The sequence below is a fragment of the Streptoverticillium reticulum genome (assembly GCF_047456005.1).
In the GTDB taxonomy this organism is placed as follows: Bacteria; Actinomycetota; Actinomycetes; order Streptomycetales; family Streptomycetaceae; genus Streptomyces; species Streptomyces reticulum.
Map to the genome: position 1 here is coordinate 3,953,928 of NZ_CP179755.1, position 26,169 is coordinate 3,980,096.

Annotated in this window: 29 protein-coding genes, 1 tRNA gene and 1 other RNA gene; 18 read left to right on the forward strand and 13 right to left on the reverse strand. The window is 69.9% G+C overall.

The window, feature by feature from the left end; genetic code table 11:
• Positions 1-48: 48 nt before the first annotated feature.
• An RNA gene (gene ffs, locus ACMATS_RS17885) (signal recognition particle sRNA small type) lies at positions 49-143 on the reverse strand.
• Between the two features lie 111 nt (positions 144-254).
• Between ffs and ACMATS_RS17890 the strand changes: the two genes are divergently transcribed.
• The 5 genes from ACMATS_RS17890 (at position 255) to ACMATS_RS17910 (ending at position 3,578) form a co-directional block, all read left to right on the forward strand.
• Positions 255-342: transfer RNA gene (locus ACMATS_RS17890), tRNA-Ser, on the forward strand.
• 385 nt (positions 343-727) lie between these two features.
• Positions 728-1,069 (forward strand): PadR family transcriptional regulator, encoded by a 342-nt coding sequence (locus ACMATS_RS17895; protein ID WP_414168434.1) that lies wholly within the window; start codon positions 728-730, stop codon positions 1,067-1,069.
• Positions 1,066-2,025, forward strand: coding sequence for a hypothetical protein (locus ACMATS_RS17900; RefSeq protein ID WP_414168435.1), 960 nt, complete (start codon positions 1,066-1,068; stop codon positions 2,023-2,025). Before ACMATS_RS17895 ends, ACMATS_RS17900 begins: the two co-directional genes overlap by 4 nt.
• Before the next feature lie 380 nt (positions 2,026-2,405).
• Complete coding sequence (locus tag ACMATS_RS17905) at positions 2,406-3,008, forward strand: phosphatase PAP2 family protein (RefSeq protein ID WP_414168436.1); 603 nt, start codon at positions 2,406-2,408, stop codon at positions 3,006-3,008.
• Positions 3,009-3,158: 150 nt separating this feature from the next.
• On the forward strand, positions 3,159-3,578 hold the full coding sequence (locus ACMATS_RS17910) for an arsenate reductase ArsC (protein WP_414168437.1): 420 nt from the start codon (positions 3,159-3,161) through the stop codon (positions 3,576-3,578).
• Positions 3,579-3,636: 58 nt separating this feature from the next.
• Here ACMATS_RS17910 and ACMATS_RS17915 read toward each other — a convergent pair whose 3' ends face one another.
• From ACMATS_RS17915 to ACMATS_RS17925, 3 genes are all read right to left on the reverse strand, one after another.
• On the reverse strand, positions 3,637-4,887 hold the full coding sequence (locus ACMATS_RS17915) for a tyrosine-type recombinase/integrase (RefSeq protein WP_414168439.1): 1,251 nt from the start codon (positions 4,885-4,887) through the stop codon (positions 3,637-3,639).
• 11 nt (positions 4,888-4,898) lie between these two features.
• Entirely contained in the window at positions 4,899-5,198 is a 300-nt protein-coding gene (locus ACMATS_RS17920; RefSeq protein ID WP_414168441.1) for a helix-turn-helix domain-containing protein, read from the reverse strand.
• A gap of 132 nt (positions 5,199-5,330) precedes the next feature.
• Complete coding sequence (locus ACMATS_RS17925) at positions 5,331-5,876, reverse strand: helix-turn-helix transcriptional regulator (protein ID WP_414168443.1); 546 nt, start codon at positions 5,874-5,876, stop codon at positions 5,331-5,333.
• Positions 5,877-6,154: 278 nt separating this feature from the next.
• On the opposite strand from ACMATS_RS17925, the gene ACMATS_RS17930 reads away from it, so the two are divergent.
• A complete protein-coding gene (locus tag ACMATS_RS17930; RefSeq protein WP_414168445.1) occupies positions 6,155-7,690 on the forward strand; it encodes a DnaB-like helicase N-terminal domain-containing protein in 1,536 nt (511 codons plus the stop codon).
• A gap of 260 nt (positions 7,691-7,950) precedes the next feature.
• On the forward strand, positions 7,951-8,724 hold the full coding sequence (locus tag ACMATS_RS17935; RefSeq protein ID WP_414168447.1) for a DUF2637 domain-containing protein: 774 nt from the start codon (positions 7,951-7,953) through the stop codon (positions 8,722-8,724).
• A gap of 522 nt (positions 8,725-9,246) precedes the next feature.
• Here the strand turns inward: ACMATS_RS17935 and ACMATS_RS17940 are convergent.
• Genes ACMATS_RS17940 through ACMATS_RS17960 form a run of 5 tightly spaced genes read right to left on the reverse strand, consistent with a single transcriptional unit; the run spans position 9,247 to position 12,293 of the window.
• Complete coding sequence (locus ACMATS_RS17940; protein WP_414168449.1) at positions 9,247-9,798, reverse strand: NUDIX hydrolase; 552 nt, start codon at positions 9,796-9,798, stop codon at positions 9,247-9,249.
• Entirely contained in the window at positions 9,795-10,916 is a 1,122-nt protein-coding gene (locus ACMATS_RS17945) for an NAD-binding protein (protein ID WP_390777027.1), read from the reverse strand. The genes ACMATS_RS17940 and ACMATS_RS17945 overlap by 4 nt, the downstream gene beginning before the upstream one ends.
• 50 nt (positions 10,917-10,966) lie before the next feature.
• Positions 10,967-11,449 carry a hypothetical protein gene (locus tag ACMATS_RS17950; protein ID WP_390777028.1) on the reverse strand — a complete coding sequence of 161 codons (483 nt, stop codon included), beginning with the start codon at positions 11,447-11,449 and terminating at the stop codon, positions 10,967-10,969.
• Positions 11,443-11,859 carry an ATP-binding protein gene (locus ACMATS_RS17955; RefSeq protein WP_390777029.1) on the reverse strand — a complete coding sequence of 139 codons (417 nt, stop codon included), beginning with the start codon at positions 11,857-11,859 and terminating at the stop codon, positions 11,443-11,445. The genes ACMATS_RS17950 and ACMATS_RS17955 overlap by 7 nt, the downstream gene beginning before the upstream one ends.
• Positions 11,856-12,293 (reverse strand): hypothetical protein, encoded by a 438-nt coding sequence (locus ACMATS_RS17960; RefSeq protein WP_390777030.1) that lies wholly within the window; start codon positions 12,291-12,293, stop codon positions 11,856-11,858. The genes ACMATS_RS17955 and ACMATS_RS17960 overlap by 4 nt, the downstream gene beginning before the upstream one ends.
• A gap of 195 nt (positions 12,294-12,488) precedes the next feature.
• Here ACMATS_RS17960 and ACMATS_RS17965 point away from each other — a divergent pair, with 195 nt between their 5' ends.
• The 11 genes from ACMATS_RS17965 to ACMATS_RS18015 all read left to right on the forward strand — a co-directional run bounded on the left by ACMATS_RS17965 (position 12,489) and on the right by ACMATS_RS18015 (position 23,086).
• A complete protein-coding gene (locus ACMATS_RS17965; protein ID WP_390777031.1) occupies positions 12,489-13,583 on the forward strand; it encodes a helix-turn-helix domain-containing protein in 1,095 nt (364 codons plus the stop codon).
• A gap of 16 nt (positions 13,584-13,599) precedes the next feature.
• Positions 13,600-14,271: a YdcF family protein gene (locus ACMATS_RS17970; protein ID WP_390777032.1), complete on the forward strand. Its 672-nt coding sequence runs from the start codon at positions 13,600-13,602 to the stop codon at positions 14,269-14,271.
• Positions 14,213-15,037, forward strand: a complete 825-nt coding sequence (locus ACMATS_RS17975; protein ID WP_390777033.1) for a WbqC family protein — start codon at positions 14,213-14,215, stop codon at positions 15,035-15,037. The genes ACMATS_RS17970 and ACMATS_RS17975 overlap by 59 nt, the downstream gene beginning before the upstream one ends.
• Before the next feature lie 213 nt (positions 15,038-15,250).
• Entirely contained in the window at positions 15,251-16,024 is a 774-nt protein-coding gene (locus ACMATS_RS17980; RefSeq protein WP_390777034.1) for a hypothetical protein, read from the forward strand.
• Positions 16,025-16,274: 250 nt separating this feature from the next.
• Positions 16,275-16,979, forward strand: a complete 705-nt coding sequence (locus ACMATS_RS17985) for a hypothetical protein (RefSeq protein WP_390777035.1) — start codon at positions 16,275-16,277, stop codon at positions 16,977-16,979.
• Positions 16,980-17,491: 512 nt separating this feature from the next.
• Positions 17,492-19,918, forward strand: coding sequence for a helicase-associated domain-containing protein (locus tag ACMATS_RS17990; RefSeq protein ID WP_414168452.1), 2,427 nt, complete (start codon positions 17,492-17,494; stop codon positions 19,916-19,918).
• A 76-nt stretch (positions 19,919-19,994) separates the two neighbouring features.
• Entirely contained in the window at positions 19,995-20,210 is a 216-nt protein-coding gene (locus ACMATS_RS17995; RefSeq protein ID WP_361525789.1) for a type II toxin-antitoxin system VapB family antitoxin, read from the forward strand.
• Positions 20,207-20,629: a PIN domain nuclease gene (locus ACMATS_RS18000; RefSeq protein WP_414168453.1), complete on the forward strand. Its 423-nt coding sequence runs from the start codon at positions 20,207-20,209 to the stop codon at positions 20,627-20,629. The genes ACMATS_RS17995 and ACMATS_RS18000 overlap by 4 nt, the downstream gene beginning before the upstream one ends.
• A gap of 376 nt (positions 20,630-21,005) precedes the next feature.
• Positions 21,006-21,176 (forward strand): 50S ribosomal protein L32, encoded by a 171-nt coding sequence (gene rpmF / locus ACMATS_RS18005; RefSeq protein WP_390777038.1) that lies wholly within the window; start codon positions 21,006-21,008, stop codon positions 21,174-21,176.
• 6 nt (positions 21,177-21,182) lie between these two features.
• Complete coding sequence (locus ACMATS_RS18010; RefSeq protein WP_414168454.1) at positions 21,183-22,361, forward strand: GTP-binding protein; 1,179 nt, start codon at positions 21,183-21,185, stop codon at positions 22,359-22,361.
• Positions 22,362-22,786: 425 nt separating this feature from the next.
• Positions 22,787-23,086 carry a hypothetical protein gene (locus tag ACMATS_RS18015; protein WP_414168455.1) on the forward strand — a complete coding sequence of 100 codons (300 nt, stop codon included), beginning with the start codon at positions 22,787-22,789 and terminating at the stop codon, positions 23,084-23,086.
• Positions 23,087-23,089: 3 nt separating this feature from the next.
• Here ACMATS_RS18015 and ACMATS_RS18020 read toward each other — a convergent pair whose 3' ends face one another.
• Genes ACMATS_RS18020 through ACMATS_RS18035 form a run of 4 tightly spaced genes read right to left on the reverse strand, consistent with a single transcriptional unit; the run spans position 23,090 to position 26,163 of the window.
• Positions 23,090-23,554: a Fur family transcriptional regulator gene (locus ACMATS_RS18020; RefSeq protein ID WP_414168456.1), complete on the reverse strand. Its 465-nt coding sequence runs from the start codon at positions 23,552-23,554 to the stop codon at positions 23,090-23,092.
• 23 nt (positions 23,555-23,577) lie between these two features.
• On the reverse strand, positions 23,578-24,402 hold the full coding sequence (locus ACMATS_RS18025) for a metal ABC transporter permease (protein ID WP_414168457.1): 825 nt from the start codon (positions 24,400-24,402) through the stop codon (positions 23,578-23,580).
• Positions 24,399-25,280 (reverse strand): metal ABC transporter permease, encoded by an 882-nt coding sequence (locus ACMATS_RS18030; RefSeq protein WP_390777043.1) that lies wholly within the window; start codon positions 25,278-25,280, stop codon positions 24,399-24,401. Before ACMATS_RS18030 ends, ACMATS_RS18025 begins: the two co-directional genes overlap by 4 nt.
• Positions 25,270-26,163, reverse strand: a complete 894-nt coding sequence (locus ACMATS_RS18035; protein ID WP_414168458.1) for a metal ABC transporter ATP-binding protein — start codon at positions 26,161-26,163, stop codon at positions 25,270-25,272. Before ACMATS_RS18035 ends, ACMATS_RS18030 begins: the two co-directional genes overlap by 11 nt.
• Positions 26,164-26,169: the final 6 nt, after the last annotated feature.

The following is a 26,169-nucleotide window of genomic DNA, read 5'->3' on the forward strand; positions in this document are numbered from 1 at the left end:
TCCCTCACAGATTCCCGGCCCCCGGCCCCCTCGCCGCACCCCGGAAACACAAGGGCCCCCCACGCACCCGCCAGAGCCCACTTACCCTTGCTGCCTTCCGGCCCTGGGGGAGTTCGGTGAGATAGCGCCACGTGAGGGGCTTGCCTCCACCCTAGCGGATCCCAGGGGGTGCGGAACCACCCCTCGTGCCCGAAGATCGCCCCCTCGGGGAACGGGTTCGCGAGCACTGCTCAGAGTCTTGTATTGTTTGCCGCGGAGGATTCGCCTAGAGGCCTAGGGCGCACGCTTGGAAAGCGTGTTGGGGGCAACCCCTCACGAGTTCGAATCTCGTATCCTCCGCCAGTGCCTCACCGGGCACGAGAAGACCCCGACCGGGAAACCGGCCGGGGTCTTCTGCATTCCGTGGTCTCAGTTTTGGTCTCAGTTGGCCGGGAGCCGCCGCTCACCGGTCGCGGGTGGACGGTCTGCGGCGCCGCGTCTCCCCCGTTGGCCCTATGGCCCTCGTCACCGGCAGTCGCAGCCAGCAGCCGACTTCGCCTCGTGGGCCGTGACCGCCGGGTCGGCGGCTTCTTCGGAGTCCGTGCAGCAGGCGGCGACACTGCAGCAGGTCTCCGGCAGGCCGGATCAGTGACGGTGGGCTTGGCGGCGCGGGAGACCCTGCCCCTGGCACGTCCTCCGGGAGTGCTGACGAACGCAATATTTCGGCTCCCGATATATGCTCACAGGCGTGACGAGACAGAAGCCGTTTTTGACGGAACCGCAGTACTTCATCCTTGCCGCGCTCATGGACGGGCCCTTGCACGGCTACGGCATCATCAAGGCCGCCGAGCAGGCCACCGGCGGCCGGCTCAGGCTCGCTGTCGGCACGCTCTACGGTGCGCTGGAGCGGATGGAGCGGTCCGGGCTGGTGGCCACCGACCGCGAGGAGATCGTGGACGGCCGGGCCCGGCGCTACTACCGGCTCACCCAGGAGGGTGCCGACGCGCTCGGCCGGGAGGCGCTGCGCATGCAGCAGGCGGCGGCCGTCGTCATCGGGCGCTCGCGGGCAGCAGGGGTGGCCGGGGCATGAACCGTCTGCTGCTGGCCGCCTACCCCAGGGCATACCGTGCCCGGCAGGGGGAGGAGCTGCTGGCCACTCTGGCCGAGGCGTACCCCGGCCGCTCCTGGCCCCCGCTGCGGGAGGCTGTCGCGCTGATGCGCGGAGGGGTGCAGGCCCGTGCCCGTGCCACGGTCGAGGACCGGTCCCGGCCGTGGTGGCTGGACGGCCTCCATCTGGCCGCCCTCGTCCTCGCCGCTCTGGCACTGGTGCCGTACCTGCAGGACGTGTGGGACTGGGCACTGCGTATCGACCCCGGCGGCCGTGCCATCAACTTCCATCACGCCGGCTGGTTCCCGTGGGCCCAAGGCTCCGGCACCTTCACGCGGACCCTGCCCTACGGGCTGTTGCCGCTGGTCTGCCTGGTCGCGCTGCTGCGCGGCAAGCCGTGGATCGCGCTGCCGGCCGCGGCGGCGATGATCTACGCCGGTGCGACGGTCGGCAGCTCGACGCTGTTCGGTGACGAGGGCGTGGTGGGCCCGGGCTATTACGGGATGGCCGCCCCGATCCGGGCAACCGACCTGGCGCTGTCGGTGGCCCTGTTCATCGTGAGCGCGGCACTGACGGCCTGCCGTCCCGGCCGGCTGCGCCGCCGCTCGTACAGCTGGCTCGTACCGGTGGTGCTCGCCATGGCCGTCGCCGGAGGCCTGCACATCACCTCGGGCGATCCGTGGTTCCAGCGCGGCCAGCTCGTCCTCGAAGTCGCTGCGCTGATCGCCGCGTGGATGGCGACCACCGCCACGGGCGACTACCGGTGGCTGATCCCCGTCGCCGCGTTCACGATCGTCCGCACGCAGGCGATCGTCGTCCAGCCGGACTGGCTCATGGAGTCCCTGCCGAGTCTGGCCGTCCTCATCGCCCTGATCATGCCCCTCCCGGCCCTGGCGATCGCCGCGCAGCGCCGGCACAGCGGCACACCCCTCGGATAACAGCGGTTCCGCAACCGGACGGCCCCACGCAGTCCAGGGAGGCGCACGGCCGGACCACTGCCCCACGGAAAGAGAAAGCATTGGCTCGGCAAGATCACTCGAACCTGACCGCAATCCGGCCGGACACCCCCGGGCAGGCCCCCGGAGCCATGGCCGGCCGGAGCCCTTCCCGGACGGTACGGCCGTCTTCGATCAGCCGGGCCCCAGCTCTACTGTTCCTCCTTGGGTTCGTCGCGGTCTACCTGATCGCTGTCTGCACCCCGTTCGGGCAAATAGCGGAGAACTCGCTGATCAAGGGATACGTCACTCAGGCGTGGGTCTCCCCGTGGACCGATCCAACGGCTGACTGGGGCCCGCCGCCGTTGATGCACAACTCGGCCATGCCCACCCTGATCGCGGGCACGTCCATCATCGCTGCCGTCGCCCTGGTGCGGAGGTGCTGGTGGGAGGGCTGCGCGGCAACCGGGGTCGTGGTGGCCACGGTCACGGGCACGGAGGCGCTCAGGGCGGTCCTCCCCCGTCCCGATCTGGCCGGTGCTATGGAAAGGCCCACCGAGGTGAGCTTCCCCAGCGGTCACGTGGCCATCGTCGCCGGCCTGGCCCTCGGCGCGATTCTCGTCGCTTCCCCGCGCGTGCGCCCCTGCGTCGCCGCTGCCGGAATGCTGTGGCTCGCCTTCACCGCCGGCGCCGTCCAGGCTCTCTACTGGCACCGGCCCAGCGACGCACTGGGGGCCACTCTCCTGGCCTGCGCCAGCTACACCCTCGCGGCCCGGTTGCTGCCACCCACCGCCGCACCGGGCGTCATACGACGCCCTCGTGCACTGCCGGCCCTCATCCTCGCCCTGTCAGCGGCCGGCGCGCTCGCCGCCAGCGCACGGGAAGACTCCGCCACGCGCCCGCTGGCCTTCGCCACAGCGGCACTCCTGTGCTCGGCCCTGGTCTGGATCGCCGTAATGGACCGCGATCAACAGCACGCAGCGTGACCGGCCAAACGACCCAAGCCCCCCATTAACGCCATCAGCGGCGTGTCACAGACCGTCAGCCCAGCTGGCATCCAAACTCATTGCCCGAACCGTGGCCCCCACTCCCCAACTCCCCCGCTGCCCCAGCCGCCACAGCAGAAGGTCCCGCCCATGTCTGACACCCAGCCCAAGCCGTCGGTGCTGTTCGTGTGCGTCCACAACGCCGGACGCTCCCAGATGGCCGCCGCCTTCCTCACCCACCTCGGCCAGGGCAAGGTCGAGGTCCGCTCAGCCGGCTCCGCCCCCGCCGACACCGTCAACCTGGCCGTGGTCGAAGCGATGGCCGAGGTGGACATCGACATCTCCGCCCAGACCCCGAAGGTGCTGACCACCGAGGCCGTCCAGGCATCCGACGTCGTCATCACCATGGGCTGCGGAGACGCCTGCCCCGTCTTCCCCGGCAAGAAGTACCTGGACTGGAAGCTCGATGACCCCGCCGGCCAGGGAGTTGGTGCAGTCCGGCCGATCCGCGACGAGATCGAACGGCGAATCCGCGGCCTGCTCGCCGAGTTGCTGCCCACGGGCAGCTGAAGACCGGCACGACGGAAGCCCGGGCCTCTCCGAGGATCCGGGCTTCCTGCCTCTGCCTTCAGCTGCCCTGCGAGAGACCGCCGTTGACCGTGTCGGCGGATCCCCACAGCAAACTGCCGATCCTGTCGGCAGTGTCCTGGAGGACCCGGCTCGTCAGGTGCTGGTACCGGCGCCGCATCCGCGCCGACTTACCGGGCTCCCAGCCCATGATCGCGTCGACGACGACGTCCGGAACGCCGAGGATCAGCAAGACGGTTCCCGCCGTGTGACGGGCGTCGTGGAGGCGGCCCTCACGGATCCCGGCCGCCTTCAACAGGTCCTTCCACTTGTGGTGGTCCGTGTTGGGGTTCAGGGGCTCGCCAGTCGGCGAGGTGAAGACGTACCCCTTCTCCACCCACAGGTCCCGCGCGAGCCGTCGCTCGCGGTCCTGCTCCTCCTTGTGCCGCCGCAGCAGCTTCATCAACTCCTCCGGGACGCCGATGGGCCGCTTACCGGCCCGCGACTTGGTCTCCTTGGTCTCGCGCCGGGTGTTGATCTTCTGCGGGCAGTAACCGGGCTTACGCCCGCAGCGGTCGCCGCAGCCGTGCTTATACCTCGGCCGCAGTCGGCCACGGCTGACCCGGATCACTCCGGCCTCCCAGTCGACGTCCGTCCACTGCAGGCCGAGGGCCTCGCCCTGGCGGAGGCCGAGAGCGAGCGCGATGACCCAGCGGGCGGTGTTGCGATGCCGTTCGGCCTCCAGCAGGATCCGCTGCACCTCCTCGACCGAGTAGGGCTCGACCTCTTCCTCTTCGAGGCGGGGCGCCTTGGCGATGGTGGCGGGGTTGATGGTGATGTGACGGCGGCGAACGGCCTCGTTGAGCGCGGTTCGTACGGTCCGGTGTGCCTGGTGGGCGGTGCCTGCCGAACTGCCGTTGTCCTGCATCTTCTTGTAGAAGCGCTCCAGATGCTCAGGCTCCAGCTTGGCCAGGCGGTGAGCCCCGACACCGGGTATGAGGTGGTGGTAGACCGCGACGCGGTAGCCGTCGATGGTGTTCTCGGAGACGTGCAGGGCAGCGATGTTCTCGACCCAGTGGGTGAGCCAGGTCGTCACCGTCCAGGTCTGGCCGGCCTTGCGGACGCTTCCGGCGTCGCGCTGCCGCTCCAGCTCGCGTACAGCCTTGGTGACTTCGGCGCGGGTCTTGCGGCCGATGTGACGACGGTCGGGGGTGCCATCATCCTTGGTGCCGACGGTGACGCGGCCGTGCCAACGGCCGTCCTTGCCAAGGTAGATGGAAGAGGCGCCGTTGGGCTGGCGGGACTTGGTCATGTCCGCCGCCCTCAAGCCGCAGCGGCGAGGTCGGCCGCGCCGAGGCGCCGGGCGAGGAACTCGTTCACCGCCTCGGCGGGTATTCGGCGCAAGCTGCCGATCTTCACGGAGGCGATTTCGCCGGAGGAGACGTACTCGTACATCTTGGTGCGGCCGATGCCGACGCGACGGGCGGCTTCGGCGACGGTGAGCCCGACGAGGGTGGGATCGCCGTGGGAGTCGGCCCGTTCGGCCATCAGCGTGCGGAGGTTCTCCTCCGGGACGCCGAGGAGATGGGCGATCTGGGCAACGGGCAGGTGGTTCTGAGGCAAGGGGCATCCTCGTCCCGGCAGGCCGTGAAGGGGCGGCAACCCCAGGCCATGCCGTATTGATCGTTCAGGGATGGGCGTTGATGTGATGCCTGCCGTTCGGTGTTCGTAGCACCAGGGCAGCAGGTGAAACGGTTACTCGGCGGCGGGCTTGGCAGAAGCGTCGTCGCCGATGAGGCGCCTGTGCGAGTGGGGCACGTCGCGGTGGCGCACGAAGTCGCCACCGGAAGCGCCGGTGACTTCGTAAGCGACCAAGGCCCTGACCATCTCTTCCTGGTCAGGGTGGGCCTTGATGTACTCCTCGATGTCGTCCCTGGCGCGGTCCATGGGCTTACGCGCGGCCCGCCAGTCCTTCCACTTCTCGACATATTCGCCGACGAGCCTGCGCACCTGGGCGTTGGAGACGTGGCCCGGAGGGCCGGTCAGGTCGTCGAGCGGGATGTCGAAGACCTTGGAGAACCCGAGGGCTTCGTCGAGGTTGACCCTCCGGCGGGGCTTACCGCTCTCGATGCGCCAGATCGCGGCCTGGTTCACCGGGTGGCCGACCTCGGCCATGCGCTCGGCCAGCTTCTGCGTGCTCCAGCCGCGGATCTCGCGCTCGAGCTTGATGCGCTCGGCCACATTGCTCTCCGGCAGGGGCCGATCGGGGCCGGCGCGGGCGGCACCTTCTTCGCTGCTCATTGCTCGCGCCTCCTTGCGACATGCCTCCACCGGACCAGCGCGGCCCGGGGTGAACAGCTAACTCCATTTCGGAAACGAATGCAACCCATTCGGGAGCGCATCGGATGGGGTAATGTGGTTTCCCGTCCGGGGCTGAACGGCGTCGGACATGAAGAAACCCCCGGCGCTACGAACACCGGGGGCCGAAGAAGAAAACCTCTGACCGCCCATCCCTGAACGATCCAGACCGGCCTGGCCGGGGTTGCCGCCCCATATGGCCTGCCGGGTGAGGAGTTTCCTTGCCAAAGGGTACGGCCCAGCCGCCGGAGATGCCATCCCGGCAGGCAGCAGGGCCCGTGTCGCCGACCGACATGACCGTTCAACCACCGCATGACGCGGCCGCTGAACAGGCCGTCCTCGGCGCCTGCATGCACGGCCCCGACGTGATCGACGAAATCCGCCCCATGCTGGACGCGGCCGACTTCTACCGGCCGCAGCACGAGACGATCTGGCGAGCGCTGCTGGCTCTTCGGGGCGAGGACAAGCCGACCGACCCGATCACCGTGAGCGATTTCCTCACGCGCCAGGGCGACATCACCCGGGTTGGCGGAGTGGTCTACGTCCACCAGCTCTACGGCACCCCGCCCTCGGCCAGCCACGCCGCCTACTACGCAGACATCGTGCGCCGGACAGCCGCCCTCCGCCGCCTGCGCGAACACGGCATCCGCACCGTCCAGCGCGCCCAGGAACCGGGAGCCGACCCCGACGAGATTCGCTCGGAGATCGAGACAGATCTCGGCGCCGAGCGGGAGCGGGCGCTCGCCTCCGGCAGCGGGCGCCTCTCCCGCTACCTCGTCGACGGCTGGCGGTTCGTGACCGAGACCGGCGCGGACAAAGAGCCGCTGTGGGGCACGCGGGAGAAGACCGCGTGGGCGTCCGGCGAGAGCCTGATGATCGTCGGAGCCCCGGGCGTCGGCAAGACCACCCTGGCCCACCAGGTCGTCCTCGCCCGCATCGGCCTCCAAGGCACCGTGCTCGACATGCCGGTCGCACCCAGCAAGCGGGTGCTCTATCTGGCCATGGACCGTCCGCAGCAGATCGCCAAAGCCATGGCTCGCCGCATCGGCCAGCACGACGAGGCGATCCTGCGTGACCGGCTCGCCGTGTGGCAGGGCCCCCTGCCCGCAAGCCTCGACAGGGAGCCCGACCTCCTCGCCGACCTGGCCGCCGCCCACCAGGCCGACACGATCGTGATCGACAGCCTGAAGGACGCGGTGAGCACCCTCGTCGACGACGCCCTCGCCGTCGCCTTCAACAACGCCCGCCAGCGCGCCATCCGCAATGGCGTCGAGGTCATGGAGCTGCACCACCAGCGCAAGTCCCAGGAAGGGACCGCGAGGGACACACGGCCTTCCCTCGACCGCGTCTACGGCTCCACGTGGATCACCTCCGGCGCGGGCAGCGTCCTGTTCATCTCCGGCGAGGCGGGCGACCCCGCCGTCACCCTCCACCACCTCAAGACGCCCACCGGCGAGATCGGCCCGCTGCAGCTCATCCACGACCACGCACACGGCACCACCACTCTCGACCCCGCTCTGGATCCGATCACCATCCTGCGCGCCGCCCCCGGCGGCCTCAGCGTCCGTGATCTCGCCACCGCCCAGACCGGCGAGAGCAACCCGGGCCGAGCCGCCGTCGAGAAAGCACGCCGAGCCCTGGACAGCCTGGCCAAGGCGGGACTGGCCACCAAGGCGGACGGACTCGCGGGCGGCAGCGGCGGCGGACAGCAAGCCCGCTATTACGCGTCCGCACGCCACATCGCCGCCGTCTGCTGACCTCACCGCGCGAGCGGGCTGACCGTTCACGGGACCGTACACACGCCCCTCACGGAGCCACGGCCCGAAAACCGTTCACACCAATCACGCTCGCGACAAAACCGCAGGTCAGACGATCACGCGACCGTACACGGCGTACACGCGCCGAGCGTTCACGCGCGAGCCCCCCCTTTAGAAGGGGGCTCGCGTGTACGCCCCCTCCGTGAACGCCCCCACCGACACCCCACGAACGCCCCGAACCGGGACCGGAGCACCACCACGTGACCACGCTCGCCCTCAGCACTACCGCCTCCCCCAGCCACCAGGTGACCGGCTGGGACCGCGCCGCCATCACGGCCCTCGGCGGCGCCGGATGCGCCCTCTCGTACGACGCCCTCCAGCAGATGGCCACCGCCATCCACGTCCGCGGCCTCCTGACCTACCTCTTCCCACTCGTGATCGACGGGTTCATCGCCTACGGCGTCCGCGCCCTGCTCGTCCTCCGGACCGCATCCTTCGGCGCCCGCCTCTACGTGTGGACGCTCTTCGGCACCGCGACCGCCGCCAGCATCTGGGCCAACGCCCTGCACGCCATACGCCTCAACCAGCAGGCCCCGGCAGAGGGCCTGCACCTCGGCGACACCACGGTGGGCGTCCTCTCCACCCTCGCCCCACTCGCCCTGGCGGGCGCCGTGCACCTGCACATCCTCGTCGCGCGCCACACCTCACCCGCCCCCGAAGCGAAGACCGACGACGGTCCCGAACCGGTTCGGGCGCTTCACTGCCCGGCCGCCGGGGACGGGGACCAGGACGAACCAGGGAGCGACGACGGGGCGCCCGGCCGCCGCATCGGCCGACCGCCCACGGCCGACCTCGACGAGCTGGTCGAACTGGCACGGCCGCTCTTCGCGACGGACGAAACCCCCACCCGTGACACCGTCCGCCGGACCATCCGGGCAGCCGGTCACCGCATCAGCCAGGACCGGCTCACCCAGATCATGAACGCCCTGCGCCGGTCATCAGCAGAACCGACCGGAACGGTCCCCAGCGCCTGACCGGAAGTCTTCGCAGGTCAACGCCCTACCGGGCCGCATTCGGTCCGCCAGAGGCGGGGACCGGTCCCCACCTCCGGACAATTTCAGGGGGCGACTCGGGGGGCGACTCCCCTAAGGTCCGCGCCATCCAGGGGACCGGGGCCCCGCGCGGGCAAAAGGGGACCGTCCCCGAAACGGACGTCGACGCGACCCCGATCCCCGCCAGCACCCGGATGACCGCTGGGTCGGGGACCGCCGACCGCATCAGGTGTGCCACCGCCTCAGCCCGAAGAGCAGCAAGTTATCGGCGAAGACACTCTTCGCCGGGTGGCCTGAGGGCGAGCAAGTTGGGGCGGAAGCGGAGCTTCCGCCAAGCACGGACGTGGCCGAGCAAGTTATTGCAAGAGCATTGCTCCCGCAGCCCGGCCAAGGCCGAGCAAGTTGGAGCTTTGGATACTCCCCCGCCGGGGGAGTATCCAAAGCTGCCTCCGCCCCGGGGGTGGCGGAGGCGGGCCGGCGCAAGGGGCGCCGGCCCAAGCTGGGTCAGCGGATGGCTGCCGCCACCCGTCGCCGCAGCCGTTCGTCAGCGAGGGCTTCCGCGTCGCGCCAGGCCGCGTCGTCGACCTCCTCCGCCTGGAGCTGGTGGACCGTGGCCGTGGTCCGGAAGAAGAACCGGAAGTCGATGTGCTGGTGGGCGGGCTCACCCTTGGCGTCGTTTGCTGGGATGGAGTGCACGTCGATGTGTACGGGCCGGTCCTCTGCGGCGGAGACGGCTTCGACGGGGATACCGGTCTCCTCGGTCAGCTCGCGCAGGGCCGCCTCGAGGAGGGTGTCGTCTTGGGCTTCGAGGTGACCGCCGGGCAGCAGCCAGTTGTCGAGGGCGAGGTGGTGGATGTGCAGGATGCGGCCGTCCGGGCGGGCGAGGATGGCACCGGCGGTGGCGTGGCCGCGGAATTCCTTGCGGCTGGCTAGATCGGCCCCGTCATCCAGGAGATCGAGGATGGGGGCGAAGGCGAGCTTCTCCTCGGGGTGCTCGTCGAGGTAGCCGTGGAGGGTGGTGCGGATGTGGTCTGCCGTGATGGCCAAGTCGATCACCTGTTGAAGTAGGAGAGCCAGGTCGCCGCGATCGCCGCTCGGTCGTCCGCGCTGACTTCGTGGAGGCCGGGGGCCAGGTCGGCGCGGGTGAGCATCCTGATCGCGGCCAGGATCTCGGCCTGGACCAGGAAGATGAAGGGGCCGACGCTCGCGCCGTGCAGGAAGTTGACGGCGTTTCCGCCGTTGGCGAGGTAGAAGTAGTGGCCGGTGGTCTGGTAGCGGGTGACGTGCTCGCCGACCATGGTGCGGGTGTAGACGTCCGGCAGGGCGTCCAGCTCCAGCTCGTCCTCCCGCGAGGTGACGGTGGCGACGTAGGCGCCGTTGCGCAGGTGGGGGAAGTCCTCGCCCTTGAGAGAGCGGGCGCCGGTCGCGCAGAGCACTAGGCCGGCTGAGGCCAGGGTGGCTTCGCGGTCGCGGGCGACAGTGAAGCCCTGGGAGAGGGCCTGGGTGCGGCGGACAGGGTCGATGTCGCAGACGGTGACCTGGACCCCTTTGGCGTGCAGGAGCCGGGCGATAGAGGAGCCGAGTTTACCGAAGCCGATGACCAGGGCCGGGCGGCTGTGGAGGATGTCGCCGCGGTCGCGCATGACGGCTTCGGTGGAGAAGACGACGGACTGGCCGACGAGGAAGTCCTCGGGGGCCTTCAGCGGCGAGCGGGCGACGGAGACGACCGGGCAGGGCATTTTGTCGAGCTCGGTGTAGCGGCGGTGGCCGTTCTCGGTGTCCTCGATGACGCCGAGGATCTGTCCGGTGAAGCGGCTGTGCAGGTCGGCGAGGGCGGGGGCGAAGTAGCCGCCGACGTCCAGCAGCACGACCGGCTCACCGGCCGCGCGGGATTCGAGGTAGCCCAGCGCGGTGTCGGGGTCGGTGAACAGCTCGCGGGAGAGGACATCGCAGGGGGTGTTCTGTTCGACCTCGCGCTGGGCGGCGGGATGAATGGACTTGGGCTTGGGCAGCACCGCCCGCAGCCGGGTCATCGCGGCGACCGCGCGGACGAAGCCGGGCCGCTCGGCCAGCAGGTGGGTGATCAGGAAGGCCGTGGCCTGCTCGGCGGGGGCGAACCGGGTGGCGATCTTGGAGAAGTAGGCGTCCAGCCGGGCGCGCTCGAAGGGTTCCATGGCAGTTCCCTCTCGGTTGAGTGTGGGGTCGTGCATGGGCGGCTGGCGGGTCACGGGGTGCAGGCCAGTCCGAAGAGAAGCCGGTCGGCCGCGCGGGCGGCATCGAGGTAGCTGTCGAGGCGGCCAGCAGCCGTGGACTGCGGCAGCGGGTCCAAGCCGAGGATGAGAACGGCCTGGCCCTGGCGGCTGATCAGGTCGGTCCAGCCGCGATGGGTCGGCAGGCGAAGGCCGTAGCGGGAGCCGCCAAACTTCAGCAGAACCCGGCCACCGATGACGCGCAGGCACCCGTCGAGCCGTGCGATGACGTCGTGGGCGCCGACGAGGGGGCCGAGACTGGCGGCGATGTGCCGCATGCGGGCCTCGATTGCGGCCGGGGTGTCGTGGCCGTCGCGTCCGGGCGGGTGGGTCAACAGGATGTGCGCGACGCCCTGCCCATCCGGGCCGGGGCCGGACCACGTCCAAGTGCTGAGCGAGACCAGCAGCCCCGGGCCGGGTCCGGTGGACGGTGCGGGGGTCAGGGTGCGCGTCAGCATGGCATCTCCTGCGGTGCGGCCGTGATCGGGAACCGCGACCAGACGATCTTTCCGGAAGGGTGGCGGGGCTCGACGCCCCAGCCGACTGAGAGGGCGGCGACCAAGTGCAGGCCGCGGCCGGTGGTGACGTCGTGGGTGGGACGTCGGACCTCGGGCCAACGGGGGTGACGGTCGTGGACTTCCAGATGGAGGTAGCTATCGTCGATGACCAGCCGGACCAGGAAGCCGTCGTAGTTGGCGTGGACGACCGCGTTGGTCGCCAGTTCCGAGACACACAGCCGGACATCCTCGGCGAGGGCGTCCAGGCCCCAGGCCAGGAGGGACTTGTCGGCGAAGTCACGGGCCAGGCCGACGGAGGCGGGCGCCGAGGCGAAGAACCGCTGGTCGGAGGCGGGCATGGAGGGGTTCATGTCTCCGCCTCCAGTGCCGGCGCAGGGCCGTGCCCGCGCTGCCGGGCCTGGTAGCCGCCAGGGCTGGGGCGCCTGCGGCGGGGGGCCGGGCCGGGAGTCTCCTTGCGAACCAGCAGCAGCCGGGCCCCGGTCGCCGCGATGCGTTTGCCCCTGCCCGCGGCTATGGCCCTGGGGCCCAAGTGGGAGGCGGAAGGCAGCACGACGCCGTAGGTGCCGGGCACTTCCAGCACGTCCATCAGCCCGGTGAAAGCTGCGGAGTCGGCGGTGGTAACGCGCTCGGTGAACAGCCCGGACAGGGTCAGCTCGTGCCGGCGGCAGTACTCGGCCAGCGACCCTTTCAGGGCTGCCTCGCGAGCCGGGGAGACGTTGACCAGCCGCAGGAAGCCATAGACAGCCGGGCCACTGACACGACGGTGCTCGGTAAGGGGTTCCATGAAGGGGACCGTCCAAAAGATCAAAGGAGGGACGAAAAGAAAGGCCACCCCGTTCAGAAGGGGCTGTGACCTGTGTGTTGAAGCGTCCTCCCTGACGGGCGGCGACGAAATGACGCGGTGTGGCACTTGCGTTGCACTTCCGTCTCCCCGCATGCGCGTTCCGTGCTTGCATGAGCTCTCGGAAGGGAGCGACGCGTGGCGACCGTGCACCACTGGACCGGCCTGGAAGCCCGGGCCCTGCGGCTCGCCCTGCGGATGAGCGTCCGCGTGTTCGCCCAGCACCTCGGCGTCGCCGTGAGGACCGTCTCCAAGTGGGAGAAATACCTGGCCGCGACGGAGCCCCGCCCGGACACTCAGGCAATCTTGGACACCGCTCTCGCCCGCGCGGACGCGTCGGTGCATCTGCGGTTCGAGACGTTCCTCTCCGAGGCCGGCGGGCCGCCCGCGGCCACTCGCCGTGTCACTTCGGCAGGCCCCAGGGTCTGGGAATACGAATCGTGGACCGACGACCTGGACCGGGTCGTTGTCGCCTTAAGCCGCCAGAACTTCATCTTCGCCGACAACCTGCTGGGCCGGTGGCTGAACCGCTTCCGGCCCCCCGAGCTGGACGACAAGGGGCTGTATCTCCTCGCCCGCTCCACCGCTTTGATGGGGGACCTCAAACGCGATCAGGGGGCGGTGGTGGGGCCGCTGTCGGCCCAGCACGCGTATGCCGGAGCCCGCTCAATCTTCACCCAGCTCGACATCCCCCGTCGCGTCGCCCAGCTCGACCTCTCCCTGGCCGTCGTGGCGGAGATGTCCGGCCGCCTGGAGGCCGCCGCCCGCCACTACGAGCACCTGGCCGTCGACGACCGGCTCGCACGCCGCGACCGCGCACGAGCTCGCCTGTGGGTGGGGACCGCGCTGAGCAAGGAAGGCGAGCACGACTATGCGGCCCGCGTCATGCTCGCCGCGACCCGCGACTTCGAAGATCTCGGCGAACCGGACGACTGGTCCGTTGCCCATCAGAAACTCGCCCTCGCCCACCGAGGCGCCGGCGACCTGAGCAGAGCCCTGCACTTCATCGGCGTCGCCCGCAGGACGGGAGCGACCGACTCGCCCATGCAGCGCGTGCGTCTGGACACTGCCCACGGACACATCCTGCTGTCCGACCCTGCTACCCGGGATGATGGCCTCTCGGCCCTTGATCAGGCCGCCAAGCTGGCCGCTCAATACGGCATGAGCCACCAGCTGGCCAGCATCGAGAGCATCCGGCAGACCGCCGGGGCGAACAGCCCGCGGCGGCGGTGACCAGGGAGAGACGCCAGTGACGACGGACACCCAGCGGGCCATCACCGACGACCAGCGCCAGCGGGCCAGGCTGATCTGGGACTACCACCAGATGGGCCACCAACTGCGGCCAGCGGACGCCGCGATCGGTCTGGGCAGCCACGACCTGGGCGTCCCCGCGTTCTGTGCCGAGCTGTATCAAGCCGGGCTCTTCCCTACCCTCGTCTTCTCCGGCGGGCCCAACCCCACCCACCCAGGCCGATTCCCCCGCGGGGAAGCCGTGCACTTCCGCGAGCACGCGCTCGCCCTCGGCGTCCCGGACGGCGCGGTTCTGCTGGAGCCCAAGGCCCGGAACACCGGCCAGAACATCACCTTCTCCCGCGATGTCCTGGCCGCGGCCGGGATCGCCGTGAAGACCGTGCTGCTGGTCGCCATGCCCTACATGGAACGACGGGCGTTCGCCACTGCCCGCAAGGTCTGGCCCGAGGTGGAGGTGATCTGTGCCTCGGCGCCCCTGGAGTTCGACGACTACTTGAAGACGATCGGTGACGAGAAGCTCGTCGTCGATCAGCTCGTGGGTGATCTGCAGCGGGTGATCGAGTATCCGAAGCTCGGCTTCGCTATCGAGCAAGACGTCCCGGAGGACGTGCATGCCGCCTATCAATCTCTCCTCGACGACGGCTTCGACAGCCGTCTGCTCAACCCCTGAACCGCCACCGGGCGGACTGTGTGCCATCCACCAGCCCAACTTCTTCCCCCGGCTCTCGACACTGGCCAAGCTATTCGCGGCGGACTGCTGGATCGTCCTGGACGACGTCCAGTTCACCCGCCGCGACTACCAGCACCGCACCCGCCTCGCCGCCCTGGACGACTCAGCTGACCGCCGATGGCTGTCCATCCCCACCCATCTCCCTCTTGGCCGCCAAACGCTCATCAAGGACGCGGTCATGACCGAGCCCGCCCGATCCCGGCAGCGGACCATCCGCGTGCTGCGGCAGCACTACGGGGCCAGCCCTCACTGGCCCGCCTTCGAGCAGGCGCTAGCCCCAGTTCTCGATTCCTTCACCGGCGACCGGACAGCGGCCGTCGCCGAGGCGTCCACCCGAGTCCTGCTGGACCTCCTCGACTGGCGAGGCCGCGTCCTCCGCAGCAGCGGTCTTTCGGCCCGGCCAGGACGCTCGCAGCGCCTCGCCGACCTGACCGCAGCGATCGGAGCCCGTACGTACCTGTGTGGCACAGGAGGAATGCGCTACCTGCACCCGGCACCCTTCGTGGGCTACGGCATCGCGGTCATACCGTTTAGCACACCGGACACGGGCGTGTGGAAAGGCGCCCACATCACCAGCGCAGTGCAGACCCTCATGGAGGTCGGCCCCAACCGTCTAGCCTCCGAACTGCACATCGAGGCAACCAAGGCACGTGACACCCCACCCGTTGTGCCGACAACCCGTGTGTGCCAACGCTATGCGCCGTAGGTCTGCTTCCAGCGCCTCTGGTGGTTACGGTCACCCTGTCCCTGCCCCGTTCACATTGGCCACTGCGTTCAGGGGCGTACCGCTGTTTCGCGATGTATGACGACGATGTCGTTCAAGTGGGCAGACTCCAGGGGCGCCATCGAGCCTCAAGCCGAGCTGGGCCCCTCTGCCTTCCCCCTACCTGGTATCAGAGGCCGGTGCCACCCTGAGTGCATGAACTACGCCGACCTGCTTCTGCCTGAGCCCGGCCAGTACATCAACGAGAAGCAGCTCGCCGATACCGTCCTCGGCGAGCTGAGGCCGCACTTCCACATCCAGCGCGAAGTCTCCGGGTTGTACCCGACCGGCAAGGCCCTGCGTCTGGACGCCGTTCTCCGGCCCCGCGACCCTGGGCCCTGGTTCGACGACGAGCCGGTGTTCGGCGTCGAGTTCAAGCTCCCGTCTCGCGCCAACGGATACCGCGACGACGCCGCACAGATCCGTCAGGCTGCCGACTACACCTACTGCGAGTTCGATGGCTACGGCCGCCTCGGGATATTCCTGTGCCCCTCCCCAGTCCTAGGGAAACTGCAGAGCGCTCAAGATGTCATGACCCGCCACACGAACCGCGTTGCTGAGGAAGGCACAATCGAATACCACCGCAAGTGGGTGGCGTCATTTTGGCGTGCGAGCGGGCATGTATTCACTGACGCCGAGTTAGACGCCGAGGCACGGACGGCGCGGTGGAAGGCGAGGAAGCGCCTGGAAGCGATCGAAGCTGGTGCTCGCGCTGAAGGGTTCAGCAGCGCTACCCACCGTGAACAGCATCGCCTTCTGGACCAGGCCGGATTCCTGGTCCGGATGATGGGTGGGTTCGGTGTCGGGGAGCTGATGTTGCACCGCACCTTCGGCTGGACCCTGCTCCGGTCAGGAGACCGGCTGTGGAGCCAGCTGGGCGAGCCCGTCCGACGCCCCACCAGTCTCCGGCCTCGACTCGGATCGCAGTAGAAGCAGCCGCTGGCAGCTCCGCCGCCTTGACGCCGCTTCTGCATAGATCGGTTGGCCAGCGTGACCGGGCGAAGGGGTGGCTCGTTGACCAAAGCGGTCGCCTAGTGACGGCCTCGGTCCAGCTGACGTGGCCCGTGATCACGTCCAGCGCTCACGACCCGAAGACGCCTCGCGGCATCACTCCAGTCGACTCGTCTGACCACACCCCAGCAGGCGACAGATCACGGGGCCGCCGCCGGATGGGAATCGCGTGACTCGCCGTCAAGCCGAGAAAAACGCCACACGTGCACGCCAAGAGGCGACAGGGCAGCCCTACCAGGCCGCCCTGAAGGACCTCCGCGACGAGCGACTCGCCCACCGCGAAGGTGTAATCAACCAGCCTCCCTGGGCACCAGCCAGTGACGGACCGGTGCCGAGCGAGCTGTCAGGGCTCGTCCGCTTCCACGCCTACGTCATCTGCCGCTACCTCAACGACGCAATCCATCGCGCCCGCTACACGGGCCTGCCGTTCTACGAGTGGCAGCGCATGACGCTGTACCACCTGACCGACGCCCTGGAACACCTGAATCTCCTCATCGGCACGGTTACGGCCTACCTGCAGGAACAGCGTGTCGCCCCAGGGCAGATCCGGTCCCACCTGCAGGTAGGGAACGACAAGGCGGTCCAGGCGTTCATCACGCCCAGTGCTGTGGCCCACCTCGCCGGGCTGACAGGCAGAACCTCCACAGAGGACCGGCCCAGTGTCTGGCACGACGTCGGCGCGTCCATCGCCGACGGCACCGGGTGGTCGTGTCCAGACCGCGAGGACGCGCTCGAAGCCGCACTCGCCGCGCTCTACGGCAACTATCCAGACGACGAGCAAGCGTTCGATAACCTGCCGGCTTCTCTCAAGGAACGAGCCCTGGCCCTCAACGAGCTCCTCCGGCCCTTCACCGACCCAGAGAGCACGACATAGCTGGTCCGCCAGCCGCTCCTGGCGAAGTCTCGCGGGGCGTCCAAGGGGCGCTGACCAGCAACGACCGGCGGTTCCGCGGTCTCAGTTCTGGTCTCATTCGCCCCCGTCCAGCGGGGTCCGCCAGCCCACCCGTCAACAGCTCCGCCCCAGGCCGGCACCGCCCCGCACCCTCCCGAACCCCCGGACGAACATTTGGAAAGCGTGTTGGGGGCAACCCCTCACGAGTTCGAATCTCGTATCCTCCGCAGTCGCCTGACCAGGCGAAACGAAGAGCCGAGCCGCGATTGCGGCTCGGCTCTTCGGCGTGCGCTGGTTGCATTTCCGGTTGCACTTGTATGCCTCTCTTCGGGACATTTCAACCCTTCTGTGAGCGACGCCGCTCATGAGATGCCGACGCCCATGGGGAATCCGCCTACTTCGACACCGGCGACGAAGTCGAATGCGCCATGCTGGGCCCCTGTGCCGGAGCGGCTCCGGTGCTGTTGCGGCCCGGCGTGACGAGGTGCACCCCTATGAAGTCCCGATCGACGCTGGGAGCCTGGCTGGGCCGTCTCGACGGCCCGCGCCTGGCGCGCGTACTCGCGACGCGGAACGACGCGGTGTCACCTCCGGAGCCGCGCACGGTGGGGGAACTGGCGGACCGCCTCCAGCGCCCGGGGTCGGTGGCTCTCGCCCTGCCACGGCTCACGTTGCCGTGCCTGCAGGCAGCCGAGGCGCTGGCGGCACTGGGAGGACCAGCGACGCCGGACGCCCTGGCGAAGCTGCTGGGAGCGACAGACGGCGAAGCCGCCCGCGGACTGGACGCCGTGCTGGAGACACTGGCCGATCACGCGCTGGTCTGGCCGGACGGTAACGGGACACTCCGCATGGCCGCATCCTTGCGGCAGGCGTGGGACGCCCCTCTGGGGCTGGACACTCCCCTGGAGAAGCTGCTGGCGGGCGCTTCCTCGGACGAGCTGCGCGGCATGCTGGTGACGCTGGGCATCAAGCCGCCCGGCACCAAGCAGCAGCGACTGGCCGCCTTGGTGGAACACCACAGCGACCCGGAAGCCATCGCCAGAGTGGTGGCACGAGCACCCGCGATCACGCAGAAGCTGCTGGCCTGCCGAGCGGGGTCTGCGCCGAGGCAGCCGCAGGTCATCACGTTCGGTACCCCTGACCCCGTCCTCGAACCGGGGGCACGGTGGGCACTCGACCGGGGGCTCCTGATCCAGGACCGCCACGGGTACGGTCCTGTGCGCATGCCCGTCGAAGTCGCGCTGGCGTTGCGCGGGCCCGGCTGGCAGGCCCCCTTCGACCCGCTTCCGCCCTCTGCTCAGCTGGTGTCCGTCACCTCCGCCGAGGTGGAGCGGGAGGCCGCTGCAGCGGCCACGGCGTTCGCCGCCCATGCCGCCTCGGTCCTCTCGGCCTGCTCCTCGACTCCGCCGGCCAGACTCAAGTCCGGTGGGATCGGCGCACGCGAGCTGGCCCGGATCAGCAAGGCCGCCCAGGCCGACGATGCCGTGGTCCGCATCACCCTGGAGACCGCGTACACGGCCGGGCTGCTGGCCCGGGACGGCGATCGCGTGGCGCCGACCAAGGCATACGACGTCTGGGCGGAACAGGAGCCCGCGGAGCGGCTTGCCATGCTGCTCCAGGCATGGCGCAACCTGCCGCTCACCCCCACCCAGGCGCGCGACGAGGACAACAAGGTGCTCCCCGCCCTCGCGGGGGCACCGCCCTGTAGCGGCTGCCGCCAGGCCCGGCACGGGCTGTTTGCCGCAGCGGCGCAGCTCCCGGCCGGCCAGGGTGTGAAGGCCGCCTCCGATCTCGGACCGACGGTGGCCTGGCACCGCCCGCTCGCCGACACCTTGCCCATGGACGCCACCCCGTTCGCCGCGGTGATCCGCGAGGCCGAATTGTTCGGAGTGATCGCCCGAGGCGCCCTGTCGGCTCTCGGCGCCCATCTGCTCGCCGACGACGCACAAGGACTGACTGCCGCCTGCCGACGGCTGCTGCCCCCGGCCACTGGAACGGCCCGAATCGGCGCCGACCTCACCGCCGTCGTCGCCGGCACACCGGCCGCGCGGCTCGCCGTGCTCCTGGATGCCACCGCGGACCGGGAAACCAGTGGCACTGCGTCGGTGTGGCGGTTCAGCTCCGGCAGCATCCGACGGGCCCTGGACGCAGGCCGCGCCCCGGGGGACATCACAGCCGATCTGGCCGCCATCGCCGCCGGCCCCCTGCCCCAGCCGCTGTCCTATCTCATCGCCGACACCGCACGCGGCCACGGCCGCGTGCGCATCGCTCCGGCCGCCTGCGTCCTCCATGGCGAGGAGCCGGCGCTCCTCGCCGAGCTCGCCGCCCACCACAAGCTCGCCAAGCTCGGCCTGCGGCAGCTCGCGCCGACTGTTCTCGTAAGCCGCAGCTCGCTCGACACGACCCTCACAGCGCTCCGCGCCGAGGGCTACGCCCCTGTCGCCGAGACGGCCGGGGGAACTGTACGCGTCGAGAAGGTCCGGCCCCAGCGGGCGGCCGCTCCCGTTCCGGCCCCTCGGAAGACCGGCGACAAGCGCGGCACCCGAAGCACGGCCATCCGCACGTCGGAGGGCCGGGCCGCCGCCGACATGGATGTCCTGGCCGCCCGACTGCTGGCCGCACCACCGACCGCGCCGGAACCCGACCCGTTCGGCAGTGGGGTCCCCTTCGGGACGGACACCGAGGAGATCGTCGCCGGATACGCGAAGCACCTGTCGTACAGCGATGTCCGTCAGCTCGCCCACGCCATCGACGCCGGCACCGCCATCACGGTCGAGTACGTCGCCACCTCGGGCAGTCGCACCGTCCGCACCCTCAGCAGCCTGGAACTCGACCCGCCCTACCTGGAAGCCTGGTGCCACCTGCGCGAAGCCGAGCGCGTCTTCACCCTCTCCCGGATCCACGGCGTGCTGCCCGCATAGAACCCGGCGATCCGACCGGAACCCGATGCACCTCGCAAGATATACTTGATCCCATATCCGATATCAGGAGGCGCGCATGAGTCGGACCGTCATCGATCTGGACGACGAGCTGGTCGCGGACGTGGCGAAAGCCCTTGGGACGAGCACCAAGAAGGAGACGGTCAACACCGCCCTGCGCGAGGTGCTGGAGAACCGGCGCCGTGCCCTGGCGCTCACCCGGCTCCGCGCCGCGGCCGACGAGGGCGCTTTCGACCTGGAGCTGTTCGAGAACAAGGGGAACTACCGGCGGTGAACGCGGCGCAGTTCCTGATCGACACCAGCGCGCTCGCACGCTTCCTGCGTGGGGACGCGGAGCAGTACGGCTGGGACCAGGCAGCAGCCGCCGGACTCATCGCCACATGCCCCATCACGGAGTTGGAGTTCTTCCACAGCGCCCGCTCGGCCGCGGACCGGGCGCGCGGCATCGAGGACATGCGGCTGATCTTCGGCTGGGTTCCCGTCGACGACCGCGCCTACGACCGGGCCTGGCAGGTCCAGGAAGCCCTCACCAAGCAGGGGAAGCACCGAAGTGCGGGAGCGGTCGACCTCGTCGTCGCCGCGACGGCTGAGCTGCAGGGACTCACCCTGCTCCATCGCGACCACGACTTCGAGTGCATCGCCGCAACGACCGGGCAGCCCCTCCAGTGGTACGGCCCGGAACCCGGCAAGTAATTCGGCGGTGGTTGCAGTTCTGGTTGCATTCGCCTCCATCCGGGGCCGCCCAGAGGGAGGCAGCCAGACCGCTACTCCGCAGGCCAGGACAGTGATGGCCCCTGTCGGACGGGCAGACGAACATTTGGAAAGCCTGTTGGGGGCAACCCCTCACGAGTTCGAATCTCGTATCCTCCGCCAGTGCCTCACCGGGCACGATGTCGAAGGGTCCCGCTGCTTGCAGCGGGGCCCTTCGACATATGTGGTCCCAGTTTTGGCCCCAGTCGGCCTGGACGCATCGGGAGCGGCTGCTCCTCCCTCCACCACCAACCTGGTAACGGTTTCCGTTTTCATGTAGCGTGGCCGGCACGCACCGACGACGGAGGTCTTCGTTCCCATGGCCGTGCCCAAGCGGAAGATGTCCCGCTCCAACACCCGCCACCGCCGCGCCCAGTGGAAGGCGAGCACGCCCCAGCTGGTGCCGGTCACCGTCGACGGCGCCGTGTATCTGGTGCCGCAGCGCCTGGTGAAGGCGTACGAGCGCGGGCTGCTGCACCCGGAGGGCTGACGGGCCATGGCCACTGATCACCGGCTGCCGGTGACCGTCCTCTCCGGCTTCCTCGGCGCGGGCAAGACGACCCTGCTCAACCACGTCCTCGCCAATCGCGACGGGCTGCGCGTCGCCGTGATCGTCAACGACATGAGCGAGATCAACATCGACGCCGCGCTGGTGCGGGGCGGCGAAGGCGCGCTGTCGCGGACCGAGGAACGTCTGGTCGAGATGACCAACGGCTGCATCTGCTGCACCCTGCGGGACGACCTCCTCGAAGAAGTGGACCGGCTGGCCCGCGAAGGCCGCTTCGACTACCTCCTCATCGAGTCGAGCGGGATCTCCGAACCGATGCCCGTCGCCGCCACCTTCGCCTTCCCCCGGGACGACGGCGCCACCCTCGGCGACCTGGCCCGGCTCGACACCATGGTCACGGTCGTGGACGCAGCGAACTTCCTCCCCGAACTCGAAGGCGGTGACGGCCTCGCGGAGCGCGGCCTGGACCAGTACGAGGACGACGAACGGACCGTGAGCGATCTCCTCATGGACCAGATCGAGTTCGCCGACGTCATCGTGGTCAACAAGACCGACCTGGTGGACGCGGCCGAAGCCGACCGGCTCCGGGCGGCGCTCGCCCGTTTCAATCCGGCCGCCCGCATCGTGCCGGCCGAGCACGGCCGGGTGGCCCCCTCGGCGCTCCTCGGCACCGGCCTCTTCGACCTGGAGCGCGCCCAGCAGGCGCCCGGGTGGGTCAGGGAGCTCAACGGCGACCACACCCCCGAGACCGAGGAGTACGGCATCTCCTCAACGGTCTTCCGCGCCGAGCGGGCCTTCCACCCCGAACGGCTGTGGACGTTCGTCACCGAGAAACTCGACTCCGGGGCCTACGGCCACGTGCTGCGCTCGAAGGGGTTCTTCTGGCTGGCCGGACGTGACCGGGTGACCGGACTGTGGTCACAGGCCGGCTCCGTGGCCCGCTTCGAGCCCGCCGGCGCCCGCGAGCCGGGCGGACAGGGTCAGGAACTCGTCTTCATCGGCACGGCGTTGCGCCCGGAGGCACTGCAACAGGCGCTCTCCTCCTGCCTCGTACAGCCGGACGAGGCAGGGACGTCCTGGCCCGATCCCTTCCCCGTCTGGGACGCCCACGGGCTGGACGACGCCGTCTGTGAGCACGATCACGGGCTTGAGACAGCCCGCGCCTGAGGCGCAGGCACCGGGCGTCAGCCGTCCCGCCAGGGTTGCCCCGGCGGGACGGCACCCGGCGAGCGGTGTTCGGCTAACCGCCGCACTGGCAAGGGCCGCCGGACTGGCATCCGCAGGTGCAGCCGGGACCACAGGTGCAGCCTGAGCTGCATGTCGGGGTCGGCGCGTGAACGGTCATGGTCAGCGCTCCTCCTTCGCTCGTACGGCGTTCCCGTCGAGCGAACACCCGGCCGGTTCACGGCCGCAAGAGGGGCGACAACTGCAACGAGGCAGTGGCGGCCAGATGCTCACGTCACCGTCCGCTGCGGGGGCATGTTTCCAGCCGACTTCTGCCACCTTTCGTGAATCACCGGCGCGGTTAACACTGGAAGGGCAAGCTCTCCCACCGGACACATCCGATCACGGGGGAGGAAGAAGGCTTTGCCATGCTGACCAGCACGCACACTTCTCACGCGAACCACACCCACCAGCACGGCGCGGGGTGCGGTCACGTTGCCGTACCGCACAGCGACCACGTCGACTACGCCCACGACGGGCACCTGCACCGGATACACGAGGACCACACCGACGAGTGCGAGCCCACCGGGCACACCGTCCACCAGGAGCACGCGCACCAGCACGGTGCGGGCTGCGGTCACGTCGCCGTGCCGCACGGCGACCACATGGACTACATCCACGACGGGCACCGTCACGCCCCGCACGACGGGCACTGGGACGACCACTGATCTTCAGCGTGTCCGTTCCCGAACCGCGCTCCGGCGGCCGCAGTCCGGGCAGATGCCGGAGAGCTCGACGGCGTGCCGGACGTTCGCGAACCCCGAGGTCCGGGCGATCCGGTCCGCCCATTTCTCCACCGGGCCGGATTCGACGGGCAGGCTGAGGCCGCACTCGGTGCAGACGAGGTAGTGGCGGTGGTCGGGGCCGGGGCGGTGGCGGAAGAGCCGTTCGCCGTTGGTGTCGCGGAAGACGTCCGCACGGCCGGCCTCGGCCAGCGCGGTGAGGGTGCGGTAGACGGTGGAGAGGCCGACGGGCGAGCCGTCGGCCACCAGCCGCTTGTGCAGGGCCTGGGCGCTGATGAAACCTTCCGCCACGACCAGGGCACCCAGCACCACGGCGCGCTGCTGGGTGGCCCGGCCGATCAGCGCGATGTCGTGGAGAGTGGGGAGAGTCGACTGCGGTCGGTCGTCTGCCATCGCGGTACTCCTCCGCTCGTGCCTCAACTGGTGCGCGGGACAGGGCGCCGTATGAGGAAGGCGGCGGCGTACACGGCGGTGGCGGTGGCCATGATGGCGAAGCTCGGCGGCATCTTCGGCACCGCGTACGAGGCGAACAGGCCCGTCCACATTTCCGCCACGGCAAGCCCTACGGAGAGGGCGAGCGCCCGGTACGGGCGGTCGGTCAGCCGGATCGCGGCTCCGGCAGGGGCGGCGAGCAGGCCGAGCAGCAGCAGGGAGCCGACCGCCTGGGTGGCCTCGGCGGCACTCGCCCCGGCCACGGCGAGGAAGCCGTAACCGAGCAGCCGGACCGGGACGCCCCGGGCCGCGGCCACGGCCTCGTCCACCGTCGCGAACAGCAGCGGCCGGGCAGCGGTCAGCATCAGCACGCAGACACCTCCCGCCAGCAGTGCGGCAGTTGCCGTGTGGCCCGCGGACATGCCGAAGACCGAGCCGAACAGGACGCTGACGCCCGCGGTTCCGTCGGCCGTGCTGCGGGAGGTGGTGTAGAGGGTGACGAAGAACGCGCCCAGGCCGAGGACCCAGGAGAAGACGCTCCCTGTGACGACGTCGTCCGGGCGGGCCTTGCGGCCGAGTGCGCCGAAGAGCAGCGCGATGGCGATCGTCGCGGCGAACAGTCCCAGCCGCAGGTCGTAGCCGATGGCGAGCGCGGCCATGGCGCCGGTGAACGCGACGTGACTCAGCGCGTCGGCGGTGAAGACCTGGGCGCGCAGCACGAGGAAGTAGCCGACCATGCCGCACGCGGCCGCGATCAACGTCCCGGCGAGAAGAGCGTGTTGGAAGAACGGCTGGGACAGCGCGGTCATGAGGCGACCTCCCCGACCGGCCGGCCCGGCAAGGCCGTGCGCACCGCACGCGTTCCCAGGGCGAGGACGTATCCGGCGAAGGCGAACGAGGTCACGAAGAACCCCAGCGGATAGGGCGAGTAGTAGGCGGCGATCAGTCCCGCCCAGGTGGCCACGAGGGCAAGCGCCACGGCCAGCAGCAGGCTCGCCGCCGGGCGGGCGGTGAGGGTCTGCGCGGTGGCGGCGGGGATCACCATCAGGGCGAACACCAGCAAGGTGCCCGTGATCTGGCTCGCCTCGGCGGTCGCCGCCCCCAGCAGCACCAGGAACACGACGGACAGCGCCCGCACCGGTACGCCGCGCGCGGCGGCAACCCGCGGGTCGACGGAGGCGAACAGCAGCGGACGGCCGATGAGCGCCAGCACCGCGAGTACGGCGATGCCCACGCCCAGCAGGACGGTCACCTGGGTGGTGGTGATGCCGAGGAACGTGCCGAAGAGGATCGTCTGCGGCCCCTCCAGCAGCCCCTTGTAGAGGGCGGTGAAGAGGTACCCGCAGGCGAGGAGGAAGGCCTGGACGGTTCCGGTCAGTGCGGATTCCTCGCGGTCGCCGGTGCCGCGCAGGGCCGCGATGACCAGGGCGGCGGCGACGCAGAGCGTGAAGTAGCCGGAGACCGCGCCGACTCCGAGGAGCACGGCACCGGCGGCGCCGGGGAAGGCGACGGCGGAAACGGTGTGCGCGGCGAAGGTCTGCCGCCGCAGCACCACGAACCACCCGACGGCGGCGGAGACCACGGCCACGATCGCGCCCGCGCGGAAGGCGTTGACCATGAACGGGTACGACCACATCTGCCGGACGTCTCCCACGAGGTTCCACGACCAGAGCGGATCAGCCGACATGACCGTCCCCGTGGCCGTCCCCGTGGCCATCCCCGGCCGCATCGGGCCGCCCGACCACGACCAGCCGCCCGTCGGACGCCCGCAGCACCTCGACCGGCGTGCCGTACAACCCCGTCAGGGTCTCGGACGTGATCACATCCTGTGGGGCACCCGAGGCGGAGCCACCCCTGGCCAGGTACACGACCCGGTCGAGGTGATGCAGTATCGGGTTCACATCGTGCGCCACCATCACCACGGCCACACCCTCCTGGTGACAGATCCGCCCGATCAACGCGGCGATGCCGCCTTGATGGGACAGGTCCAGACTGTCCAACGGCTCGTCCAGGAGCAACAGTTGCGGTCGGCGGACAAGAGCCTGCGCGATGAGGAGCCGCTGCTGTTCGCCGCCGGAGCACTCGCCGACCGGCCGGTGGGCGTAGGCGCTCGCCCCTACCAACTCGACGACCTCGGCGACGCGTTCGCGGGCGGCCCGCCGACGCGGGCCGGGGATCGGCAACGGTACGCCCCAGCGGTCGCCGTCCAGGCCCATACGGACCACGTCGATGCCGCGGATCCGCATCGAGGCGTCGAAGCTGCGGCGCTGCGGCAGATAACCGATGCGGTGACCGGCCTGACCAGGACGCTCCCCCAGGACGCGCACTTCGCCCGCGGCGAGCGGCATGGCACCCAGCACCGTCTTGACCAGGGTGGACTTGCCGACGCCGTTCGGCCCGAGGACGGCGGTGAACTCCCCGGCTCCAACAGCGAGATCCACCCCCGACCACAGGGTGCGCCCGCCCACCCGCACGGCGGCGTCGCACAACTCGAGCACGGGTTCGGCCGCCTGCCGGGAGGCAGGGACCCGGACTGCACGGGCCTCGGCGGCCCGGACTGCCGGTTCCATGGCCTC